19 protein-coding genes and 2 pseudogenes are annotated in these 20009 nt (G+C 71.8%); 8 read left to right on the top strand and 13 right to left on the bottom strand.

What is annotated here, in order from left to right; all coding sequences use genetic code 11:
* Positions 1 to 9: 9 nt before the first annotated feature.
* Positions 10 to 231, top strand: coding sequence for a recombinase (locus FEF34_RS36585; protein ID WP_234042768.1), 222 nt, complete (start codon positions 10 to 12; stop codon positions 229 to 231).
* A gap of 337 nt (positions 232 to 568) precedes the next feature.
* On the opposite strand, the gene FEF34_RS36580 is transcribed toward FEF34_RS36585, so the two are convergent.
* Positions 569 to 796, bottom strand: a complete 228-nt coding sequence (locus FEF34_RS36580) for a hypothetical protein (protein ID WP_138056996.1) — start codon at positions 794 to 796, stop codon at positions 569 to 571.
* Between the two features lie 287 nt (positions 797 to 1083).
* Positions 1084 to 1476, bottom strand: coding sequence for a nuclear transport factor 2 family protein (locus FEF34_RS36575; RefSeq protein WP_138056995.1), 393 nt, complete (start codon positions 1474 to 1476; stop codon positions 1084 to 1086).
* Positions 1477 to 2114: 638 nt separating this feature from the next.
* Between FEF34_RS36575 and FEF34_RS36565 the strand changes: the two genes are divergently transcribed.
* Complete coding sequence (locus FEF34_RS36565; RefSeq protein ID WP_138056994.1) at positions 2115 to 2618, top strand: MarR family winged helix-turn-helix transcriptional regulator; 504 nt, start codon at positions 2115 to 2117, stop codon at positions 2616 to 2618.
* Positions 2619 to 2763: 145 nt separating this feature from the next.
* A pseudogene (locus tag FEF34_RS36560) lies at positions 2764 to 4021 on the top strand (IS701 family transposase).
* Positions 4022 to 4149: 128 nt separating this feature from the next.
* Here FEF34_RS36560 and rfbD read toward each other — a convergent pair.
* Positions 4150 to 5052 carry a dTDP-4-dehydrorhamnose reductase gene (rfbD, locus tag FEF34_RS36555; protein WP_138056993.1) on the bottom strand — a complete coding sequence of 301 codons (903 nt, stop codon included), beginning with the start codon at positions 5050 to 5052 and terminating at the stop codon, positions 4150 to 4152.
* Positions 5049 to 5372, bottom strand: coding sequence for a sugar phosphate nucleotidyltransferase (locus FEF34_RS36550; protein WP_138056992.1), 324 nt, complete (start codon positions 5370 to 5372; stop codon positions 5049 to 5051). Before FEF34_RS36550 ends, rfbD begins: the two co-directional genes overlap by 4 nt.
* A 231-nt stretch (positions 5373 to 5603) precedes the next feature.
* Here FEF34_RS36550 and FEF34_RS36545 point away from each other — a divergent pair, with 231 nt between their 5' ends.
* On the top strand, positions 5604 to 6455 hold the full coding sequence (locus FEF34_RS36545; protein ID WP_138056991.1) for a class I SAM-dependent methyltransferase: 852 nt from the start codon (positions 5604 to 5606) through the stop codon (positions 6453 to 6455).
* Positions 6456 to 6574: 119 nt separating this feature from the next.
* Here FEF34_RS36545 and FEF34_RS36540 read toward each other — a convergent pair whose 3' ends face one another.
* Both FEF34_RS36540 and FEF34_RS36530 read right to left on the bottom strand, forming a co-directional pair.
* Positions 6575 to 7135, bottom strand: coding sequence for a nitrobindin family protein (locus tag FEF34_RS36540; RefSeq protein ID WP_138056990.1), 561 nt, complete (start codon positions 7133 to 7135; stop codon positions 6575 to 6577).
* Between the two features lie 350 nt (positions 7136 to 7485).
* On the bottom strand, positions 7486 to 8406 hold the full coding sequence (locus FEF34_RS36530; protein WP_234042760.1) for a hypothetical protein: 921 nt from the start codon (positions 8404 to 8406) through the stop codon (positions 7486 to 7488).
* Positions 8407 to 8848: 442 nt separating this feature from the next.
* Between FEF34_RS36530 and FEF34_RS36525 the strand changes: the two genes are divergently transcribed.
* The gene (locus tag FEF34_RS36525; protein WP_171053230.1) at positions 8849 to 9166 is read left to right on the top strand and encodes a DUF6204 family protein; all 318 of its coding nucleotides are present in this window, start codon (positions 8849 to 8851) and stop codon (positions 9164 to 9166) included.
* A 728-nt stretch (positions 9167 to 9894) separates the two neighbouring features.
* Positions 9895 to 10140: pseudogene (locus FEF34_RS43430) on the top strand (type B 50S ribosomal protein L31); the annotation flags it as partial.
* Between the two features lie 85 nt (positions 10141 to 10225).
* Here FEF34_RS43430 and FEF34_RS36515 read toward each other — a convergent pair.
* The 4 genes from FEF34_RS36515 to FEF34_RS36500 all read right to left on the bottom strand — a co-directional run bounded on the left by FEF34_RS36515 (position 10226) and on the right by FEF34_RS36500 (position 14974).
* Positions 10226 to 12169: an ABC transporter permease gene (locus tag FEF34_RS36515; RefSeq protein WP_138056987.1), complete on the bottom strand. Its 1944-nt coding sequence runs from the start codon at positions 12167 to 12169 to the stop codon at positions 10226 to 10228.
* 169 nt (positions 12170 to 12338) lie between these two features.
* Positions 12339 to 13145: a molybdate ABC transporter substrate-binding protein gene (gene modA, locus FEF34_RS36510; RefSeq protein WP_138056986.1), complete on the bottom strand. Its 807-nt coding sequence runs from the start codon at positions 13143 to 13145 to the stop codon at positions 12339 to 12341.
* A gap of 94 nt (positions 13146 to 13239) precedes the next feature.
* Positions 13240 to 13635, bottom strand: a complete 396-nt coding sequence (locus FEF34_RS36505; protein ID WP_138056985.1) for a TOBE domain-containing protein — start codon at positions 13633 to 13635, stop codon at positions 13240 to 13242.
* A 328-nt stretch (positions 13636 to 13963) separates the two neighbouring features.
* Positions 13964 to 14974, bottom strand: a complete 1011-nt coding sequence (locus FEF34_RS36500; RefSeq protein WP_171053229.1) for a glutathione S-transferase family protein — start codon at positions 14972 to 14974, stop codon at positions 13964 to 13966.
* Between the two features lie 323 nt (positions 14975 to 15297).
* On the opposite strand from FEF34_RS36500, the gene FEF34_RS36495 reads away from it, so the two are divergent.
* Positions 15298 to 15522, top strand: a complete 225-nt coding sequence (locus tag FEF34_RS36495; protein WP_138056984.1) for a response regulator transcription factor — start codon at positions 15298 to 15300, stop codon at positions 15520 to 15522.
* 130 nt (positions 15523 to 15652) lie between these two features.
* On the opposite strand, the gene FEF34_RS36490 is transcribed toward FEF34_RS36495, so the two are convergent.
* From FEF34_RS36490 to FEF34_RS36475, 3 genes are all read right to left on the bottom strand, one after another.
* Complete coding sequence (locus FEF34_RS36490) at positions 15653 to 16462, bottom strand: SGNH/GDSL hydrolase family protein (protein ID WP_138056983.1); 810 nt, start codon at positions 16460 to 16462, stop codon at positions 15653 to 15655.
* 896 nt (positions 16463 to 17358) lie between these two features.
* Positions 17359 to 18198 (bottom strand): alpha/beta fold hydrolase, encoded by an 840-nt coding sequence (locus FEF34_RS36480; protein ID WP_138056982.1) that lies wholly within the window; start codon positions 18196 to 18198, stop codon positions 17359 to 17361.
* Positions 18199 to 18572: 374 nt separating this feature from the next.
* Positions 18573 to 19664, bottom strand: coding sequence for an NAD(+)/NADH kinase (locus FEF34_RS36475; RefSeq protein ID WP_138056981.1), 1092 nt, complete (start codon positions 19662 to 19664; stop codon positions 18573 to 18575).
* Between FEF34_RS36475 and FEF34_RS36470 the strand changes: the two genes are divergently transcribed.
* Positions 19632 to 19940 carry a DUF5713 family protein gene (locus tag FEF34_RS36470; RefSeq protein ID WP_407698330.1) on the top strand — a complete coding sequence of 103 codons (309 nt, stop codon included), beginning with the start codon at positions 19632 to 19634 and terminating at the stop codon, positions 19938 to 19940. The genes FEF34_RS36475 and FEF34_RS36470 overlap by 33 nt on opposite strands.
* The last annotated feature ends 69 nt before the right edge of the window (positions 19941 to 20009 follow it).

Here is a 20009-nt window from a genome sequence, read left to right as displayed (position 1 = left end):
TGCTGCCCCATGCTCCAGGTCAACCCGAAGGTGCTGCTCCGCCTCGCGGAACTGGAAGAGGACCTCCTCGCCCGCCGCAAACGCGCCGAGGAAGAACAGTGGCCGGGCGAGATCGACGGTATCGACATGACGATCACCTTCCTGCGCACCAAACAGGCGGAGGCAGCCCGCCTCACTCACAGGCCAACCGTCCATCTCGGGCTGCCCCGCCCGCGCTCGGCGCGGAACTAGAGTCCCCGTCGTCGCGTTCGTCACGGGCGCCGGAGCAAGCCCCATGCCGCGCCGAAGAACGCCGCACCCGCAGCGAAGGGGAGCAGCCTGCCCTCCTTGATGAGGCGGCTCATAGCGAACTCGGGCCCTTGGAGAAGCAATACCAATGTCACGATGAGCAAGGCCGCCACAGCGGCGAGAGCAAGTACGCCGCACATCTGCGCGGCAGTACGCCGGCCCACGGCTTGAGGTTCGTTGCTGTCATTCCGAGCCACTCTTGGGCCCCCCTCTCAGCGGGCCCCTCCCGGGCGCGGCGCGTGCGCCCGGGAGGGGCCATCGGACCTCGCGCGCTGACGTCTTACGGTAGCGGCCTCTTGAGTGGCACCACCGCGGTTTCGACGACGCGCCCGTCATCGTCGACGGTGACGGAACGCTGTGCCTCATCAGACGGCGCCCGCTTGTTCCTTCCCGGTGCGTCGTCAGCTCCGGGGAAGGGTACGGTGGCGGCGGAACCGTCGCTGTTCATGGCCGGCGTGCCGTCCTCGTCGGCCACCTGAACGCGAGCCGGGACCTTCTTGAAGTCCACGGCGCCGTCCTTGCCTGCCCACGTCGGACGCGTGGGCTCCTGCTCGCTCGCAAGGCTTGTTGTGTCGGGCAGCCAGTGGTAGCCGGAGTAGACGCCGACGTTCCACCCGAGCCATTCACCGCCGTACTCGACACTGGGCGACCACGGTCACACGTGGGAAGACCAACGGGCAGCGGAGAAACGGGTCCGGCAGATCCTGCGCGACCTGTGCGCGGACGGGCTCATCGCCAAAACCGACCCTCAACGGGCTGTCTACGACATCGTTCAGGAGTAGACCCGGGGACGGTTCAGCCCTCGGGGACGGGGGTGCCCTGGTGGTAGTAGAGCCGCCATCCGCTGTCGCCCTCGCCCTTGCGCCATAGGGAGCTGCGGCGGGCCCGGCGGCCGGCGATGACGCTCTCGTACGTCAGGTGCACGAGGTCCGGGGCGAGGAGCACCCCGCGCATGCCGGAGGCCTCGATGTGCGGGCTGTCCGCTCCGCCGTGCAGGGTGGGCAGGGCCGCGACCATCTCCTCGTACGTCCAGCGCCGCCCGGAGGCACCGACCTCGACGAAATCTGGGTCGAACAGCCGGACGCCGACCGCGGAGGCGCGGACGGCGGGGTCATGCAGGCGCAGTTCACCGTCCTTCGCCGCAGCGATTGCCACCTGTTCCTCGGGGTTCTCATCCGTGTCGATCATCGACACATCCTCTCTCGCCCCGGAGCCCTCGGCAAAGGCTCTTCGGGTCCTTGTCCGTTGACCAAAGTGGAGAACATGGCATTCCGGGGCCGCGGCGTGCCTGGTCGCCTCTACGTTGCGCCTGCGACGGCGACAAGAGAGCCTGGCGCGAGGCCAGACGCCGGCAGTCCTCGGCCCGGATCTGCGTCGAGCACACCAATGCCGAACTGCGGCAATGGGCAGCCATGCGCAGATTCACCCAACGCCGCGAAACCTACACGCAAACCCCACGAGCGATCGCCGGCCTGGTCTCCGACCGAGCAACCAAACGACCCACCCACCACGAACACAGCACCGAACTGGTACTCGCACGCGACACTGCCTGCTGATCACCCACCAGCCGAACCACAACCCAGCAAGTTCACACCTCAATCGCGGGCGAGGCCGTTAGTACTCCAGTGCGGTTTCGTGATGCACCCGCTGGCTGCGTGGGTGAGCCATCGTCGGCATAGGCCGCGGTGGGCTTCGGCATGACGGCCCGGGCTGCGACGCGCCCGAAGAGTACGGTGGCTGGTGGTTCCGATGTGCACCCGGGGTGAGTTGCAGTAGATGTCGCATTCCGATGGTTCGGCGCGCCGGAGGAGTGTAGCGTCGCGATCATGGAATTACTGACGGGATCCACCACCGACCAGGCGCCGGCGAACCCGGCCGCCACCGATGACATGCTGGCCACTCAGCCAGTCGGGTACTGGTGCGGCCTGACCCAAGCGGCCGTCACCCGGCATCTGCGTGACGGCATGGCCAGGATCGACGTCACGCAGCCGCAGTACTGGGTGCTCAACCGCGTGAACGGTGGCCCCGCGGCGCCGAGCCGCGAGGATGTCGTCGCGCAGTTGACGCACCTTGCCGACGGGCCGCACGAGATCGCCAGGGTCGTCGACCAGTTGCTCCACCGCGAATGGCTCCGGATCGACGACGGGCAGTGTCTGCACCTCACGGATGCAGGGGAGGCCGCCAGAGTACGGCTCCGTGAGCTGGCGACCGAGGTGCGTGCCGTGGTCCACCAGGGCATCAGCGACGAGGAGTACGTGGCCGCGCTCAAGGTGCTGCGCAGAATGGTGGCCAATGTCGACGGCGACGGGGCTCCTGGTAATCCGTTCTGATTGCGCGATCTTGTGACGGGCCCGGCTGGGAACGGGAGCGGCCACCGCGTGATTACCGGTTGGTGTGTGGACAAACGAAGATCGTTCGGTGGCCGCGGGCCATGACGTGGATCCTGCCCTCTGGCGGATGATGTTCGACCAGGTCATGGCCCGGATCGCGGGCCGCTTTCGCCGTGTTGAGCCGAGGGCGAGTGCCCGTGCCTATCTGCTCGGGCTGCTGTCGCAGGCGGAGCGGAAGAACTGCTGGCAGTTGGCCGAACAGGCTGGTCACGTCCGGCCGGGGCCGATGCAGCGGCTGCTGCGCTACGCCCGCTGGGACACCGACGCCGTCCGCGACGATATCCGCACCTACGCCGTCGATCACCTCGGCACCGACGACGGTGTGCTGATCGTGGACGAGACCGGCTTCCTGAAGAAGGGTCGGACCTCAGCAGGCGTCCAGCGGCAGTACACCGGCACCGCAGGTCGCATCGAGAACTCCCAGGTCGGCGTCTTCCTCGCCTACGCCACCAGCCGGGGGCGGGCACTGATCGACCGTCGGCTCTACCTGCCCGAGCAGTCCTGGTGCACCGATCCCGAACGCCGCCAGGCGGCCGGGATACCCGGGACGGTGCGGTTCGCGGCCAAGCCCCGCCTGGCCTGGGAGATGATCGCCGCTGCGCTGGACGCCGGAGTGGAGGCAGCGCGGGTGACCGGCGACGAAGCCTACGGGCAGGAACCACAGCTCCGCGCCGCCCTGGAGGCACGCGGCACCGGCTACGTGCTGGCCGTCGCCTGCTCGACCAGGGTGCGGATCAATCACGGACGCACCCCCATCCGCGCGGACACCTCGCCGAACGCCTGCCCGCCACCGCCTGGCAGCGGCAAGTGCCGGCTCCGGGGCGAAGGGCCCGCGCTACGACTGGGCCTGGATCCACATCGGCGTCGACGAACACCGCCATCCACTCATCCGCCGCAACCGCACCAGTGGTGAACTGGCCTTCTACCTGTGCTGGTCACACACCACGGCGACCCTTCCGGAGCTGGTACGCGTGGCCGGTGTCCGCTGGAGCGTCGAGGAGTGCTTCCAGGCCGCGAAGAGCCAAGTCGGACTCGACCACTACCAGGTCAGGCACTGGACCTCATGGCACCGGCACATCACACTCGCCATGCTCGCTCTGGTCTTCCTGGCCGCCGCCGACGCGGCACCGAAGCGGCCCGCCGATCCGCACCGCTCAGCTCGCAGCAGCGAACCGATCTCCTTGACCGTCCCAGAGATCCGCCACCTGCTTACCGCAGTCTTCCGCCAGCCCGCCTTGACTGCCGCCAGGCTTCTGCACTGGTCAATCTGGCGCAGACGCCACCAGGCGACAGCCCGCCACAGCCACTACCGACGACGATCCGCCGACGAACCTGCTGGATAGATCACGAAACCACACTGGAGTATTAGCGCCGGTTTTCGTTCCGATGTTCCTCAACCCCCCCGATACCGACGCAGGCCGGGCAGGGACCGGGCGCCACCGGTGCGTTGGTGGTACCGCCGGGTCCTGCGTCAGCGAGAGGTGCGTGCCGCGGCGGCCAGTGCGGCCAACGCGGGCGTGTTCAGGGCCTTCGGCAGTTGGTCGTCCCACCGGGGCTGGGACGGAACGCCGGCGGCCGGCCAACGGCCGTGCCCCAGCACCGCGAACGCCGGGCGGGCCGCCGGCCGCGGAAAGGCCGCGGCACCGACCGGGCGGATCCGCTCGGGGTCGAGACCGCTCAGCCGGAAGGTCTCCCGGGCAAGCCCGTACCACGTGGTGCGGCCGGTCGCCGTGCCGTGGTAGATGCCCGCCGGCGCCAGACCGGCGAGGGCGGCGCGGCCCAGCGCGGTCAGCTGGCGGGCCAGTGCGCGGGACCAGGTCGGCTGACCGTGCTGGTCCGCGACCACGTCCAGCGTCTCGCGCCGTCGCGCCAGTTCGAGCATCGTGGTCACGAAGTTGCGCCCGTGGGTCCCGTAGAGCCAGGCGGTGCGCACGGTGTAGCCGGTGTCGGGCAGGAGTTCGGCCACCGCATGCTCTCCGGCCAGTTTGCTCCGCCCATAGGCGTTGACCGGGGCGGTCGGCGCCCCTTCGGCGTACGGATCGTGGGCGTCGCCGGGGAAGACGTAGTCGGTGGAGAGGTGCAGCAGGAGGGCCCCGGTGTCCGCGCACGCGCGCGCGAGATGGCGGACACCCGTGCCGTTGACGGCGGTTGCCGTCTCCTCGGCGGCCTCGGCGGCGTCGACGTCCGTCCACGCCGCGCAGTTGACGACCACGCGCTGCCCGTCGACGGCCGCGTACACGGCGGACGGGTCGGTGACGTCGAGCTGGTGCCGGGTGAGTCCGGTGACGTCGGCGCCCTGACCGGCGGCGAGTTCCGTGAGGACGTCGCGGCCGAGCATCCCTCCTGCGCCGGTCACCAGCCATCTCGTGGTCATCGCAGCGCCGCCCCGGCCTCGAGCGGCTCCCACCAGACCCGGTTCTCGCGGTCCCGGGCGGCGGTGGCTGCCAGCCGCTCCTGCACCGCGTAGGTGATCCGCAGGCCCAGCCGGCTGCCGTCGTCGAGCCGCCGACGGAACCGGCCCTGCCGATCCGGGGTCGTGATGACCAGGATTTCGCAGACGCCCGCCATCACCAACGTGGAAAGCGGGGAGCAGACCATCGGTTTGCCGAACACCGGCAGTAGCTGCTCGGACACCGAGCGGGTCAGCGGCCACGGCCTCGCCCCGCTGCCCCCGGCCGGCAGAGCTCCACGCACGGGGAAACCGCAGGGGCCACGCCTCACGAGCTGGGACGCGGCACGCGGCGGTTGCGGGAACGGGTCCTCCACACCGGGGTCGGCGAGCCGCGGGGCCGGGGCGCGCCCGCCGCCCCCTCCCCCTCGCCGAACGGCGCCGGAAGGGTCCGCGGCGGATGATGGGACAGGACGACGTGGCCGCAGGGCCGTCCCGTACGCTCCGGCGGCAGTACGGCGAGGGAGGTGTCCGTCATGGGCGACGCGTCGGGCGAGAGCGACGCCGACCGGGCCGTGAAGGCCAAGCACCGGGCGATGTGGGCGCTGGGCGACTACGCCGCGGTGGCGAACCAGCTGATCCCGGCACTCGGCACGGCGCTGGTGGACGCCTGCGGCATCCGCGCCGGGACGCGGGTGCTGGACGTTGCGGCAGGCACCGGCAACGCCGCGATCCCGGCGGCGCTGGCCGGGGCCGATGTCGTCGCCTCGGACCTGACGCCCGACCTTCTCCACGTGGGCAGACGGATCGCGGAGGGACTCGGCGCGGAGCTCGAATGGCGCGAGGCCGACGCGGAGGCGCTGCCCTTCGGCGACGGTGCCTTCGACACCGTCATGTCCTGCGTGGGAGTCATGTTCGCACCGCACCACCAGGCCAGCGCCGACGAGATGCTGCGCGTCTGCCGGCCCGGGGGCACGATCGGGCTGCTCAACTGGACCCCCGAAGGCTTCATCGGCCGCATGTTCGCGACGATGAAGCCCTACGCTCCCCCACCGCCGCCCGGTGCGCAGCCCCCGCCGATGTGGGGTGACGAGGGGCATGTGCGGGCACTGCTCGGAGAGCGCGTCACCTCGGTACACGCCCGGCGGGGCACCGTCCGCGTGGACCGGTTCACGACCCCCGGGGAAGTGGGCGACTACTTCAAGAAGAACTACGGGCCCACGATCGCGGTCTACCGCAACATCGCCGGCACCCCCGAACGCGTCGCGGCTCTGGACCAGGAGCTCGCCGCGCTGGCACGCGACCAGGCTTCCGCAACGGACGGCGCCGCAGGCGGCGGTCTGGCCATGGACTGGGAGTATCTGCTCGTGACGGCACAACGCAGGTGACGCGAGGCCCCCCGGCGTCAGGAACGCTGACGCGAGGCCCCCCGGCTTCGGGAACCCGGTGGACATGCGAACCCGGTACGGCGGGGCCCCGATGTCCTCGAGGCGATCAACGTCCGGGATCACAACGCCCTGTCCCGGCCCCCGCGTCGAAGCCGTGCCGAAAGGTGGTGCTGCAGCGGCCGGCCGACCGCCGCGAGGTCGTGGACGAAGTCGAACGTCTCGGCGTCCCTCAGGGTGTAACGGCGGCGGGTGGCGGTGACCTCCTTGGCCGTCGGCGCGAGTGCCGTCTGATGGGTGGTGAGATCGACGGCACCCTGGTCCGCACGGCCGACCAGGATCTCCGCGACACCGGTGGGCTGGGTGATGAGCGCCTCCACGCGCCCATCGGGGTGCACCCGCCACCAACCGCTCTCCCGGGCCGCCGGCCTCAGCGGGGTGTCGTCCGCGTCGAGGAGCCATGCGCGCGCCTCGTAGCGGAGGAAGGGCCGGCCGTCGTGGCTGAACGTGACCTCCTGCCCGTACGCGAAGTCGTGGGCGAGTGTCGGGTATCCGCCGTGCCCCCGCCCGAGCCAGGTGCCGAGGAACCCGACCAGCGGCGCCAGCAGCGCGTGCGGCTCGGGCGCTTCGTCCGGTCGGAGGGCGTCGGGGTACGGGGGCTGCCGGGCGGGCTCGAAGGCCATGCGTGCTCCTGGGTCGGGGCGGGTGCCTGGGGCAGACTAGGACGTCGCTCGTGCCGGCCACAGTGGGCTACGACGGCTCTTCGCGGTTCAGCCGGGAGTACCGTCGCCTCTTCGGGGCGCTGCCCAGCCAGGACGTTGCCATAGGTATGGCCGATTCCGCCCCAGGGGCCGTGCCGCGTCGCGACCCGAACACGGCCTGTCGGACGGGTGGCCGCCGCCCCGTGGCGCCGGGGGTGGTCATGGACGTCATGGCTGAAGTGAATCCGTTCAGCACCATCCGAGGGCACGCACCGCACGCACCCCCCGCACGCGAGTGAACGTCCGTGGAGCGCGGGGAATGCCCCGGCAGGTCAGCGGGTGCGCACCGCCGTCACGGTGAAGCGTTCCACGGCGGCGACATGTCCGCCGGTGGAGGCCACCACGGTGAGCACGGGGTCCCGGGCCCCGGAGAAGGGGACCGTGACGCTCCAGGGCTGGTTGTCGCCGCCCGCGGGAGTGCAGCACTTGGAGGTTCCCAATGGCGCGTCGGACGACGGCTGGCGTACCTGGACACGGATGCTCTCGTCGATTCCGGTGATCCTGCCGCCGGTCGCCAGGGGGGAGCGTACGACCGCTCCGTACGCCGGTGTGGTGAGGGAGAACGTCGTGTCGTCGGTGCCGACGACCTCCCAGGGGGCGTCCGCGCCGGTGCCGAAGCGCACCATGTGGATCACCGCGGCGGTGCCGCCCTCCGGCCCGGTGGGCGCAACACCGACACGGGCGTGCCTGCCGCTCACCTTGCTCGAGGTGACTCTGTCGATCTCCTCGAAGCCCAGGAAGTCACGGGTGAACGAGAGTGCGGTTTGGTCGGGGTCGAGGTGCCACGGCTGGTGACCGCCCGAACGATAGGAACGCTCCCACGCCTCGGCCTGGGCGAGCGTGGTGAAGGGCCACACCGGCTGAAGGCTCCACGAGCCCAGCGGCGGCGCGACGTTGGGAGTCTGCGTCGCTGCGGAGGGGGTACGCGACGAGGTCGGGGGATCCGCCGTCGGAGGCGTGCGTACGGACGTCGTGGGCGACGGCGGGGGTGTCCCCGGCGCGGCGGACGTCGCTCCCGATGCGCTCGGGGACCCGCCGGCGCCGCTGCAGCCGATCAGGGCCAGGGCGGCCGCTGTTGCCGCGGCGAAGTGCCGCAACGGAAGCCAGGTGTTCATACGTGCGCCCCAGGAGAGGTGGAGCCGGTCGCGGACCGGTGCGTACCGCCATGGTGCCACCAGTTCCGCCGGCGTCACAGACACTCCGCCGACAACGAGCCAGAGTGGATCGTCGCCACGCGGCTCTCGGCGCTTCCGTGGTGGTCTGGCGGACACGTCCGGCGACGTGCACCCACCCGGCCGCCGTGTTCTGCTGGAACCGTGCGCGGCCCGGCCTCGCGTGCGGCCGCAGGAAGGTGCCTGACATGGGGAAGGACCGGAACGCCGAGGAGTTCGCACGGCTCGGGGAGGACTGGCGTGAGACCCCGGACCGCCCCGGCCACAAGAGCGTCAGCCGCCCTGTGCGCGAGGGGGACGCGGCGGGCCGACGTGCAGCCGAGGAGACTCCCGGCGATCGAGGAAACCGAACGGGAGAGCGGGGGGTGATTCCACGCCCGGACCGCACCGGTGCTCCCGGCGCGCCGAGAGCGCGGACGAGAACAATGGCGTGCTCCGGGGCACGACCGGGAAGGCCATCTGCATGACCGTCTACGTCGTCACCATTCCCGGCACCTTCCTCAAGGAGCTCTCCGCGTCGGCCCGTACGGAGCTCGTCCGGGCCCTCAGGCCGGCCGACCCCCGCACCACGGACTTCGGCGCGGCCGAGGACCTCGACATCCTCACGTTCTATCCGGACTCCCCCGCGTTCAGCCTCCGCCTCGAGGTCGAGGCCCATGACAAGGCCTCCGCAGAAGCCGAGGCTCGAAAACTCGCCAGGGACGCGCTCAGGTCGGTGGGGGTCTCCGAGGAGGAAGTGCCCCTGGGGCAACCGGTGATCACCGGTATCGACGCGGAGTAGGGTCGGCCGCCCATGGACGCGTGTGCCGGCGCACCGCCCTCCGGACCCTGCCGGGCTCCTGGCGGCGGCGAGCTCACGGAAGGAACTCCGCCGTACGGGGCTGAGCGCGCGGAGGCCGGTCGCATCGCGGAGCCGGACGAGGTCTCGGGCCGGCGGTAGAGCAGCGCACCGGTTGCGGCACTCTGAGTCCTTCCCGCCCTCTCGCGGTGGGCGTGATGGTGTGTCACCGGCCTCGACGTACGTTCTCCGAGAGCACGCACGGACGACCGGTACCGCACGGGCCAAGCCGGTCCGGTGTCACCCGACCCCCGCGTCACCTGCTACCGGGGCGGCGCGGAGTACGGCGGCGACCCGTGCGCGAGGACCGCTCGCAACTGGCCGCCGGGGCCCGGCGAGGTCCCTGGCCGTCACCGCCGGGGTTCGGCCGCCGCACCGGGTCCGGACCGGCCGTCGCGGGTCCGGTGGGTGGTGGACGGAGGGGATCACGTCCCACCTCGCGGGCGGTGCTCGCGTCGCTGTTGCGGGCTCTCCGGGAGGGGGTGGAGGGTGAAATCCGGGCGCCTCGGAGAGGGCGCGGGCAGCGGACCGCCCCCGCACGGTTCACAACGGCCCTGCGCGGACTCGGACCGGTCCACAACAGACCTGCACGGACTCCGGACCGGTTCACAACGGCCCTGAGCACGCCTCGGACGGCTCATCGTCCGCCCCCGCCCCCTGACGAAGCGCCCCTGCAGCAGGACAAGCATCCGGACTGCCGCCCCGTGGTGTTCCGCGACCGCGCGGCCGGCTACGCCTTCCTCACCCGCTCCACCGCGACGAGCGACCAGGTGATCGAGTGGGACGACGGCAGGACCTACCCGGTCGTCGATGTGGAGACCTCCTCGGAGAGCCACCCCTTCTACACGGGCAAGGCGCGGACGGTGGACTCCGAGGCCCTCATCGCCCGGTTCGAGCGCCGCTACGGCGGCGGGGCGGCGGGGGCGGCGACGCGCCCGGTGCCGCCGGGGACCCCGGCTGACCGGCGCCTCGGGCACCGCCTCGGTTCGCCGCCGCGGACGTTCAGCGCGGTACGAGAGTCGTTTCGGTCGCCTTCACGCTGGTCCACACCGTCGATCCGTCGGCGAGGCCGAGTTCTGCCGCGGCCTGCGGGGTGATCTCGGCCACCAGGTCGGGGGCGGTGCCCGAGGTGATCAGGACCCGGAGCCGGCTGCCGCTGGCGGTGATCTCGCGTACGGTGCCGCGCCACACGTTGCGAGGGCTTCCGGACGGCCGCTCCGGATGAACGGAGACGGCCTCGGGGGCGATGATCGCCAGAGCGTCGGTGCCCGGCGGCAGAGGGTCGGCGACGACGAGGGTACCTCCGTCGGGGAGCCGTAGCCCCTGCGGCGTGGTGGTGCCCGGCCAGGCGTTGCGGCCGAGCATACGGGCGACCCATGGGGAACGGGGGTGGCGGGTGACCTCGGCGGGCGGCGCGTCCTGAAGGGCTCTGCCGTCGTCGAGTACGAGCACGCGGTCGGCCAGTGCGACCGCCTCGACGGGGTCGTGCGTGACGATCAGGCAGACGCCTCCGAAGCCGTCGAGATGGTGGCGGAGCGTGTGCCGGACGTGGGCGCGGGTGGTGTGGTCCAGAGCGGCGAGGGGTTCGTCGAGCAGCAGGGCGCGGGGACGTGCGGCGAGGGCGCGGGCGAGGGCGACGCGCTGGGCCTGGCCGCCGGACAACTGGGCGGGTCTGCGGTGCGCGAGGTGCCCCACGCCGAGCCGGTCCAGCCATTGCCGGGCCTCACGGCGCGCCTCGGCGCGGGGGGTGCCGCGGGCACGGAGCCCGTAGGCGGTGTTGGCGAGGGCCGTGAGGTGCGGGAACAGCGCGCCGTCCTGGGGCACCCAGGCAACTCCCCTTTGGTGGGGCGGGAGTCCGGTGACGTCCGTGCCGCCCAGCGTCAGCCGGGCGTGCGCGCGGGGGGTGAGGCCGAGCAGCGCCCGCAACAGCGTGGTCTTGCCGGCGCCGTTGGGGCCGACCACGGCAATGGTGGTGCCGGGTCCGGCGTCGAGGGTCAGCCGGGTGAAGCCGGTGACGTGGGCGTGCAGGGGCCAGACCTCCCGGGTGTCCGCCGGGGGCGGAACGGCGGTCTCCGGGCCGTCAGTGGCGGCGGTCTCGGCCGCGTTCATGACGGGCTTCGCGGCGCGGTCGTGGTCGGTGGGCGTGCCGCTCCAGCGTCCCCTGAGCGCGATGAGCACGAGCATCGCGATGGCGAGCAGCAGCAGGGAGACGGAGGTGGCGGCCTCGGGTGCTTCCTGCAGGAGCAGGTACACCTGGAGCGGCAGGGTCTGAGTGGTGCCGGGGAGATTGCCCGCGAAGGTGATGGTGGCGCCGAACTCGCCGAGGGCCCGGGCCCAGGTCAGGGCGGCTCCCGCGACGAGTCCCGGCGCGACCATGGGCAGGGTCACAGTGAGGAACACCCGCATGGGCGAGGCGCCGAGGGAGGCCGCGGTCTCCTCGTAGCGCGGACGCAGCCCGCCGAGAGCCCCCTCCAGACTGATCACCAGGAAGGGCATCGCGACGAAGGTCGCCGCGAGCACCGCACCGGAGGTGTGGAAGGGCAGCGTGATGCCGAACCAGTCCTCCAGAGGCGGCCCCAGCAGGCCCCGCCGGCCGAAGGCGAGGAGCAGCGCGACACCGCCGACGGTCGGCGGCAGCACCATGGGCAGCAGCACCAGGGAGCGTACGAACGCCTTGCCGCGGAACGGGACGCGGGCGAGGAGCCACGCCAGTGGCACCCCCAGCAGCAGGGACAGCCCCAGTGCCCAGAACGAGACGAGGAGGGAGAGGCGCAGCGCCTCCACGGTGCCCGGGGTCGTCAGATGGTCCGCGAGTTCGCCCCACTGCGTACGGGCGAGGATGCCGACGAGGGGCAGCAGCAGGAACGCCACGGCGAGCAGGGCCGGGACCGTAAGGGCGAGCGGCGGGCGGGAGCGGTGGCCTGTGCGGCGACGGAGCTGTGGCATTGCGTGGTCCAGGGTCGAGGAGGCCGGGCGGGGTGAGGAACAGGGGCGGGGCAAGGGGCCTGCCCATGGGCCCGTGACCGGGCGGACCCTCACGACGGCTCCGGGCCCAGGGCGTGTTTCGAAAGCAGCGTCGTCCGCCCGCACCCGGACGGGACCTTCGAAGCACGTCTCAGGGCCGCTGGAAACCGGCGTCCCCGAGGATCTTCTGCGCCTCGGGCGAGGAGAGCCATGCCACGAACGCCGTGGCCGCCTCGGCGTTCTCCGAGGTCTTCAGGGTGGCGGCCGGGTACTCGGCGATGGCGTTCCGCGCGTCGGGGATCTCGACGGCGTCGACCTTGCCCGGTGCGGTGGCGGCGTCAGTCTTGTAGACGATCCCGGCATCGGCCTCGCCGAGCTCGACCTTGCTCAGCACGGCACGCACGTTGGGCTCCTGCGAGACCGGCTTCACGGTGATCTTCTGGGCGTCCAGGATCTTCTGGCCGTAGCGCCCGACCGGGACCTCGGGTGCCGCGAGCACGACCTTCAGTCCGGGATCGGCCAGGTCCTCGAGGCCGTCGATCCTGTCCGGATTGCCCTCGGCCGTGGCGATCACGAGCCGGTTCGTGGCGATGATCTCCGGCGTACCGGTGTCGGCCCTGAGCCCGTCCATGGTCCTGGTGTCGGCGGTGACCAGGGCGTCGGCCGGCGCACCCTGCCTCACCTGCGCGGCGAGTTCCTGCGACCCGGCGAAGGAGAAGGTGATCCGCGTGCCGGGGTGGGACCTCTCGTAGGCGGCGCCGGCGGTCCTGAACACGTCGGTGAGGGAGGCGGCGGCCAGCACCGTGAGGTCTGCCGCGGAGGCGCCGGGGGCAAGCGGTGTGGCCTGGGTGCCGCTCTCGGAGTCCGCCGCGTCGTTGCCGCATGCGGCTAGCGGCACGAGGAGGGCTGCCGTCAGGACTGCGGCGGCCGCGCGGGGTGGGGCGAGGGTGAGGGTCATGGGGCTGAGGCTCCTGGGGGGCGGGGGCGGCGCGTCGGGCGTCGATGCGGGTCGTGTTGAGCCGGCGCGGGGGCGCCGCCGTGGTACGCGCGGATCAGGCGCGGTCGATGTGCACGCTGGTCGACTTCACACGGGCGGTGGCCTGCATGCCGACCTCGAGTTCCAGTTCCTCGACGGCCTCCCTGGTGAGCAGCGAGACCAGCCGGTGCGGCCCCGCCTGGATCTCCACCTGTGCCGCGACGTCGCCGAGTTTCACGGCGGTGACGATGCCGGGGAAAGCGTTGCGGGCGGAGGTGTACGAGGTGTCCTCCTCCACTCCGCCGGACTGTGCGAGCTCGATGGAGAAGGCGGCCAGGTCCCGGCCGTCGATGAGGCGCCGCCCGCCTTCGTCGCGATGGGTCGCGATCCGGCCGGCGTCCGCCCAGCGGCGCGCGGTGTCGGGACTGACGCCGAGCAGCCGCGCCGCCTGCCCGATGGTGTAGGACTGCATACGCGCCACGGTAGAGCTCTCAGCCTCTTATCTGCAAACCTTTCGTGCGATGCGGACGGCATGTGCGAGACGCGTTGGAGGAACGAACGACGACGCGGCGGAACACGGCTCTCGGGGTTCCCCGACCAGGGCCGCCGGGGACCCCGGAAGGGGCGGTTGCCCGAGCGCCGGCGTCACCGCCGGGCACGTGGAGACCGGCGGCGCCGCGGGTACGCTCCGGCCGGCCGCAGAACGCGGGCCGCTGCCGTATCGCGGGCCGCTGCGGGTCGTGCGGCCGCCGGGTCCAGGGCGGCCGCCGCAGAGTTGCGGACTCGGGAGCGCCCGGGACTCACGCAGCGAGAGGAGAGTGGCCGGCCGGCACCGCCTCCTCGGGCGCGACCGGTTCGGGCGGCGTGCCGTCACCGAAGGGGGTTCCGCCCAGGGCCGCACGGTCGTGCGGCTCGAGCCAGTTCGACAGGTCCGGTCCGACCGGAACGATTCCGGTCGGATTGATATCGCGGTGCACCACGTAGTAGTGCCGTTTGATGTGGTCGAAGTCGACCGTGTCACCAAAACCCGGCGTCTGGAACAGGTCCCGTGCGTACGCCCACAGCACCGGCATCTCCGCGAGCTTCCGCCGGTTGCACTTGAAGTGGCCGTGGTAGACGGCGTCGAAGCGCACCAGCGTGGTGAACAGCCGTACGTCCGCCTCCGTGACCGTGTCGCCGACCAGGTAGCGCGACCGCTCCAGGCGGTCCGCGAGCCGGCCGAGGCGCGCGAACAGGCGCTCGTACGCGACGTCGTACGCCTTCTGCGAGCCGGCGAACCCGGCCCGGTAGACCCCGTTGTTCACGTCCTTGTAGACGGCCTCGTTCACCGCGTCGATCTCCGGGCGCGACGCGGCCGGGTACAGCGCGGGAGCGCCCGCGCGATGGTGCGCCGCCCACTCGAGGGACATGTCGATCGTGATCTGCGCGAAGTCGTTGGTGACCACCTTGCCGGTCGTCACATCGACGATCGCCGGGACGGTGACACCCCGGTCGTAGCCGGGGTCCCGGGCCAGGTACGCGTCCTGGAGCCGCTCGATGCCGAGGACCGGGTCGCGTCCGCCCGGGTCGAGGCCGAAGGTCCAGCTGCGCTCGTCGTGCGTGGGCCCGGCGATGGCCATCGGCAGCGCCCGCTCCAGGCCGAGGAGCCTGCGCACGATCACCGCGCGACTGGCCCACGGGCAGGCACGACTGACCACCAGGCGGTAGCGGCCTGCCTCCACCGGGAAGCCGTCGCGTCCGTCGGCGGTGATCCTCGTGGTGATGTACCGACTGTCACGCGCGTACTCCCCGCCGGGGTTCACGTAGCTCATCTGGTCGCACTACCCGTCAGCGGCCCTGACGAACGCCTGCGCGGCCTTCGGACGGGCGTGGCCGGCGCATTCAGGCCCGCACCGGCCCGACGGCCGCACCGCCCCACTCGCCTCCTCCGCACACCACTCCCCCGCACATCGGGGTCGTGACGCGCCGACGGGATCCGCTGTGACGCGCCTGTGACAGTCGACGGACATCACGGTGAAAACGGACCCGCAATCTCTATGGAAAGAGGGCAAAACGCACTCTTCGGGCATATGCCCACTCTGCTTCCGAGGGTGTGAGCAGTGAGGACCGAGCCGATCTCGCCGGAGGAAATCCCATGAGCCTCACCCTCACCACCCCGGACATCGAAACCCCCGCCCTGGCCCCGCGTGAGCGCGAGACTCTGCGGCATATCGCCGCAGGACGCACCTACGTGCAGACCGCCCGTCACATGGGCCTCTCCAAGCACACCGTCGACGCCTATCTCCGGCGGATCCGGGCCAAGCTCGACATCAACACCACCGCGGAACTCACCCGACTGGCCGTCTCCCTCGGCCTGTGACGCCCCCGGGGGCGGCATCCGGCCGCGACGGGGGCGACAAACCAGGGGCCGCGTACTTCGGCGGTCGCCCGGCTCCGTGCCGGGCGACCGCCGAAGTACGCGGCCCCCTGCCGGCCGAGCGGCGCGCCCCTCAGAGTCCTGCGGAACCGGTCGGGCCGTCCACCGCCAGAAGGTGCGGGCGCTTGGCGGTACGCCCGTCACCGGACGAGTGGCCGCGCAGGCGTCTGCCCAGCCAGGGGCCGAGATACCCGGCGGCCCAGCGGAACTCCGCAGCGGCCGCCCGCCACCCGGCAGGGAGGGGAGCGGCCGGAGGGGGCAGGGCGAGCGTCCAGGTGTCGTCGCTGCCGGGCAGTGCGAGGGCGTGCGCCATGGCGGCGGCGATCCGCTGATGACCGAGGGGGCTGGCGTGGAGCCGGTCCGGGCTCCACAACCGCGGGTCGGCGACGACGGGATGGTGGCCGGTCTCGGCGACCACCACGCCGTGGCGCCGGGCCGCGCGGCGAACGCCGTCGTTCAGGGCGGTCACGCGGGAACCGAGCGGCCGGGCGAGCGGGATGACGCGTGCGATGTCGGGGAAGGTGAGGGTGGCGACGCGGGCACCCTCCGCGGTGAGCGCCGCGAACATCGCCTCGAGGTGACCGGTGACCTCGTCGGCATCGAACCGCGGCCGCAGCAGATCGTTGACCCCGGCGACGACGGTGACGAGATCGGGGCGCAGGGCGAGGGCCGGACCGAGCTGCCCGGCGCGGACCTCACCGGCCAGGCGCCCCCGTACGGCCAGGTTCGCGTACCGCAGACCGGGGTGGTGCCGGGCGAGCTGCTCGGCGAGCCGGTCGGCCCACCCTCGGAGCCCGGACACGTCGTCGCCGTCCCCCAGACCCTCGGTCTGGCTGTCACCGAGAGCGACGTAGCGGAGCGGGCGCGGTTCGGCACCGGACATGGAAATCCCCTCCTCGCAATGCCCGTCCCCACGGACAGACGAATGAGCGAACTCAGCATAGTCATGAATATGACTATGCACATTCATGTCCATCCCGGTGTCCGCGGGGAGCGGCGGGCGTTCCGCGGATCCGTGGGCGGGGACCGTGCGCACGCTGCAAACCGGCTCACGGACCAGAGCACTGTGAAGGGGGCGCGGCGTCGCCGTCCTGCGACGCGGGACCGTGGTGCGGTGGTGTCCCGGCGCGCCACTCGGCGGCGCGGGCGTCGGCCTTCTCGGTGATGCGCAGGACGGCCCGGCAGCCGAGGGTGACGGCGCTAAGGGTCCAGGCGTTCTGCCAGACGAAGGGCCACCAGGGCGCCGCCGGTTGAGCGATTGCCTCGACGGCACTCAGGAGCAGGGCCGTGGCGAGTACGCCGCACAGGGCCCACTCGGCGACGCGTGGACCGCGGGTGCGGCCGGGACTCCGTCCGGCGGGCCGTCTGTCTGCATACGGTGGTTCCCCTGGTTCGCGCCCGTGCGGGTCTCGCTGTCGGTGCGGAAACCGGCGGCCATATGCGTGCGCGGCTCGCTCCGGGACCCCACGGATAGGTTGCCCGACGGCAACGGCGCAAAAGCGGGAGGCCGTCAACCACCGTGCCGCTGGCCGCACACGGCACCCGCCGACTTGGCCGAGCTGCGAATCCGGCAGCCCTGGCACCGGGGAACAGATGGCCTACCGGCACATCGCCAGCGCCGTCCGACCGCCGGTCCCGGACGCGCCGGGGCCCCTTCCGGCCGCCGCCCGTACTGCGGACCGATGAATGTCCGGAACGCCGTTCCCGAGCCCCTGGCCAGCATCTTCGAGGACGCCGAGCCGCCGGGGCCCCGGGCTCGGGAACGGGTTTGCCGCCCTCTCAGGCGCGCGCGGCGTTCTCGGCGATACTCGCAACGATCTGGTCGAGGAGCGGCGCGGGCAGGTCATGGCCCATCGCGTCGAACGGCAGGTACGTCGAGTCGGCGAGCGCGGTGTGGGTCGCCTCCCCGCCCGCGATCTTGATCAGTGGATCCTCGGCCCCGTGGATCACCAGCGCCGGGAGCGTCAGTTCCCGAAGGCCCTTCCTGCGGTCAGGGGCGATCATGGCTGCGGTCACCTGGCGTGTTCCCCCGTCGGGGTTCTTCGCCCGGTCGTACGCCTGGGTCGCCAGTGCGAGGCGGCGCTCGCGCTCGCTGTCCGCGTATGTCTTCGAGCCGATGGTCGCGTACAGGCCGGCGATCTGCGCGATCGCGGCCTCGCGATCCGGCGGAAGCGGCCTGGTCAGCTCCTCCAGCACCTCGCCGTCGGCCATACCGATGCTGATGTGCGGCGTGCTCATGATCGAGCACAGGCTGAGCACGCGCGAGGTGTACTCGATCGCGAGGAGCTGGGCGACCATTCCGCCCATCGAGGCGCCGACGACGTGCGCCTGCTCGATACCGAGATGGTCGAGCAGTTCGACCGTGTCACGCGCGATAGCGCGCAGGTAGTACTGGCTCGGCGCGTCTTTCCATTCGGTCAGGCCGCTGTCGCGGTTGTCGGGGCGAATCACCCGGTAGCCCCGCTCGCCGAGCGCGTCGACGATCTCCTGCGGCCAGTGGATCAGCTGCGAGCTGAGCCCCATGATCAACACCAGCGGATCCCCCGACGGGTCTCCCTCGTCGCGGAAGCACATCCTCACCGTCGACAGCTCCGCGAACTGATCGCGCTCATCGCGCATGGCCATCCTCCCTCAGCAGTCGAACCCCTGCCAACCGGACAGCGCCCGCGCCACGCGCGTGGAGAGGCTCCTCCGCGCCAGGCCCCGGCATCGCACCGGAAAGCAGAATCGAGCGGGCCCCGCGGCCCGCTCCACAACAACGAGTAATCGATCAAGAAGACACGCTCCTTGAGGAGCCCCTGACGGACGCCACCACCATCAGCATCCGTGAGCGCCGGGTCGCAGGTCGGCGGCACGCGGGTCGCCCAGGCCCGCCGGCGCTCGGTGGGCCGCGGGGCGTCGGCTCCTTGCTGCGTGGTTCTGCGACTCCTGGCTCAGCGGCCTTCCGGCTCGGCAGCCCGGTGAATCAGCGGCGTACCCACGGCCCGGTTGCGTCAGAGCGCCCGACGCGCCTCGCCGACGGCACGATCGCGGAAGGGCCTGCGCAGGTCACGCAGGTGGGCAAGGTCGTCGGGCGGCGGGGTGTCGGGGCGGTGGAAGAGCGGCGCCTGGTCGACGGCCGCCGCCGGGGCGTCACTCAGATGGAAGCGCTCACGCAGCCGGTGGTAGAACTCCAGGGGAGCAAGACGCGCCAGCCGCAGCCGGTACGACGCACGGTAGGCGGCGACCCAGTCCCCGGGTTCCAGCACGCCGCGGTGCTGTCCGTCGATGCTGACGGCCACCCGTCCCGAATGCGGCAGCACGCGCATCGCGATCGCTTCGTCGGCCGCGGCGACGACCGTTCTGCCGAAGGCCATGTGGGGAGCGACGGGCGTGAAGACGATGGCGTCGGTGGCCGGGTCCACCACCGGCCCTCCGGCTGCGAAGCTGTAGGCGGTGGAACCGGTCGGGGTGGCCACGATCACCGCGTCGGCCGAGTAGGAGGCGAGCAGCTGCCCGGCCAGATAGACGGCCACACTCGCCTGCCGGTCGCGGGCGAGCTTCTCCAGGACGACGTCGTTCACCGCGGTGACGTCCAGCGCGACGCCCCAGTCCACCGCTTCCACCGCATCCGGGCGCACGGCCGGGGCCGGGAGCGCGGGACCGCGGCCGTAGCACAGCAGCGTGTCCAGACCCACCGGCGTGCGGAGTGGGCGTGACGCACGCAGGGTCAGCACCATACGGTCCTCGATCACGGCCTCGCCGCCGTGCAGGGCGTCCAGGGCCTCCTCGACCTGGTCGGTGGTGATCTCGGTGAGAAAGCCGACCCGGCCCACGTTCACCCCCAGGACGGACGCGCCGTCCTTGGCCGCGATACGGGCGCCTCGCAGGAAGGTGCCGTCGCCCCCGAACGTGATGATCACCTCCGGGTGGCCCGCGGCGTCGGCCTCCGCCTGGCCCCCGCGCCTCGGTTCGCCCTCCCGCCACACGTCGATGTCGGTGCAGCTCACGCCGTGTGCGGCAGACCATGCCCGGGCCGTCCGCGCCGCCGCGACGGCGGCGGGACGGCCTTGGTGGACGACCAGTCCCAGCCGGTTCAAGGGCATCACTTCCACGCTAGACCGCTGGGTTCCACCGCGCACAAGGACCGGCCGGGACGCCGGCGCGACGCGTGTCCTCCGGATCACGTCGTCGACGAGGGCAGAGCGATCGTCCTGCGGCTCCGCGAGCTGATCGAGGCGGAGCGGCCGTCGGATCTGGCGGACCCGTACGGGCTCACTCACGTAACGACGGAGGAATTCAACCTGCTGGACGCGGAGTTCGCGGCGGCCGGGAGTGAGCTCGAGGCGGTGGCCCGGGAGGAGATCGCCGAGAACCTCTGATTCGTTGCGTCGGCAAGCCTGTTAGAGGTGGCGGGGACGGGGCAGAGGGGATCGGGACGATCTTGGATC

The sequence above is a fragment of the Streptomyces marianii genome, assembly GCF_005795905.1.
GTDB lineage: Bacteria > Actinomycetota > Actinomycetes > Streptomycetales > Streptomycetaceae > Streptomyces > Streptomyces marianii.
The sequence above is the reverse complement of the archived record's forward strand: the minus strand, read 5'-3'. Positions and strand labels throughout refer to the sequence as shown.

Excerpts from the sequence above, each read along its gene's own strand:
- FEF34_RS36540 (WP_138056990.1), bottom strand. The coding sequence starts at position 7,135 with ATGGCCTTCGAGCCCGCCCGGCAGCCCCCGTACCCCGACGCCCTCCGA.
- FEF34_RS36565 (WP_138056994.1), top strand. The coding sequence starts at position 2,115 with ATGGAATTACTGACGGGATCCACCACCGACCAGGCGCCGGCGAACCCG.
- FEF34_RS36495 (WP_138056984.1), top strand. The coding sequence starts at position 15,298 with ATGAGCCTCACCCTCACCACCCCGGACATCGAAACCCCCGCCCTGGCC.
- FEF34_RS36545 (WP_138056991.1), top strand. The coding sequence starts at position 5,604 with ATGGGCGACGCGTCGGGCGAGAGCGACGCCGACCGGGCCGTGAAGGCC.
- FEF34_RS36585 (WP_234042768.1), top strand. The coding sequence starts at position 10 with ATGCTCCAGGTCAACCCGAAGGTGCTGCTCCGCCTCGCGGAACTGGAA.
- FEF34_RS36525 (WP_171053230.1), top strand. The coding sequence starts at position 8,849 with ATGACCGTCTACGTCGTCACCATTCCCGGCACCTTCCTCAAGGAGCTC.
- FEF34_RS36515 (WP_138056987.1), bottom strand. The coding sequence starts at position 12,169 with ATGCCACAGCTCCGTCGCCGCACAGGCCACCGCTCCCGCCCGCCGCTC.
- FEF34_RS36500 (WP_171053229.1), bottom strand. The coding sequence starts at position 14,974 with ATGAGCTACGTGAACCCCGGCGGGGAGTACGCGCGTGACAGTCGGTAC.
- FEF34_RS36475 (WP_138056981.1), bottom strand. The coding sequence starts at position 19,664 with ATGCCCTTGAACCGGCTGGGACTGGTCGTCCACCAAGGCCGTCCCGCC.
- FEF34_RS36575 (WP_138056995.1), bottom strand. The coding sequence starts at position 1,476 with ATGATCGACACGGATGAGAACCCCGAGGAACAGGTGGCAATCGCTGCG.
- FEF34_RS36505 (WP_138056985.1), bottom strand. The coding sequence starts at position 13,635 with ATGCAGTCCTACACCATCGGGCAGGCGGCGCGGCTGCTCGGCGTCAGT.
- FEF34_RS36480 (WP_138056982.1), bottom strand. The coding sequence starts at position 18,198 with ATGCGCGATGAGCGCGATCAGTTCGCGGAGCTGTCGACGGTGAGGATG.
- FEF34_RS36490 (WP_138056983.1), bottom strand. The coding sequence starts at position 16,462 with ATGTCCGGTGCCGAACCGCGCCCGCTCCGCTACGTCGCTCTCGGTGAC.
- modA (WP_138056986.1), bottom strand. The coding sequence starts at position 13,145 with ATGACCCTCACCCTCGCCCCACCCCGCGCGGCCGCCGCAGTCCTGACG.
- rfbD (WP_138056993.1), bottom strand. The coding sequence starts at position 5,052 with ATGACCACGAGATGGCTGGTGACCGGCGCAGGAGGGATGCTCGGCCGC.